Consider the following 747-nt stretch of genomic DNA (forward strand, 5'->3'; position numbering starts at 1 on the left):
CCTGCGGTAAGGCGAGCGGTGTTTAGGATTTTATTCTTCTATTTCGGGATTTATAGGAGAAAGAAATTTATCTTTATGCAGGTAAATATGACCCTTTTTTAAAGAGTAAACAACAAAATTGTCTGGGTTTTTCTCATCTTCATCATTTAGAATATAAATCAATCCATAAGAGCCTATAGCGTGATTAGAAATCCATTTTAAGAATGAAAATAAATATTCATAAGATGAGTCTAAATGATTGGAATTGCCAAAAATGGAAATTTGATAACTTCCATTTTTTGCCCTTAAAGAAAAATCAATGTCAACAACATTTAACATATTGCTTAATGCATTTTGTATGTTTTTTATAATGGTGTTCATATCAAAGACGCCCTCATCCTTCTGGAGTAGCAGTCTCTAATCACAACCCAACCATGAATCTCAATCATAGAAACTCCTTAAAATGAATTGGTGTCTATTACCACTTTAACACCATAATATTTTGAATACTCATTTAATTTTCTGATAGTGTCTGGATGTGCTGATCCATTAAAATGATAGTAAACACTTTTTCCGTTATCTCTTGCTGCCTCAAAGGTTGCTTTTGCCTGATCTCTACCGGGCTTATTGAATTTATAATTACCTGGTTTTGCTTGAGCGATATATCTAAGACTAATAGCATCAAATTCTCTATCGCTGTTTTTATATCTAACTCTAGGCACCCCCCTAATCTGGCAGCCAATTTGTCAGCCCGTAGGTTGGGTTGAG

Annotated in this window: 2 protein-coding genes; both read right to left on the reverse strand. The window is 33.9% G+C overall.

Annotation, left to right across the window (positions count from 1 at the left end; translation table 11 throughout):
* Positions 1-30: 30 nt before the first annotated feature.
* A complete protein-coding gene (locus MBO_RS03955; protein WP_036363983.1) occupies positions 31-360 on the reverse strand; it encodes an Imm7 family immunity protein in 330 nt (109 codons plus the stop codon).
* Between the two features lie 77 nt (positions 361-437).
* Positions 438-701 carry a restriction endonuclease fold toxin gene (locus tag MBO_RS03960; RefSeq protein WP_160169662.1) on the reverse strand — a complete coding sequence of 88 codons (264 nt, stop codon included), beginning with the start codon at positions 699-701 and terminating at the stop codon, positions 438-440.
* Positions 702-747 lie beyond the last annotated feature (46 nt).

The sequence above is a fragment of the Moraxella bovoculi 237 genome (assembly GCF_000696305.2).
Classification (GTDB): domain Bacteria; phylum Pseudomonadota; class Gammaproteobacteria; order Pseudomonadales; family Moraxellaceae; genus Moraxella; species Moraxella bovoculi.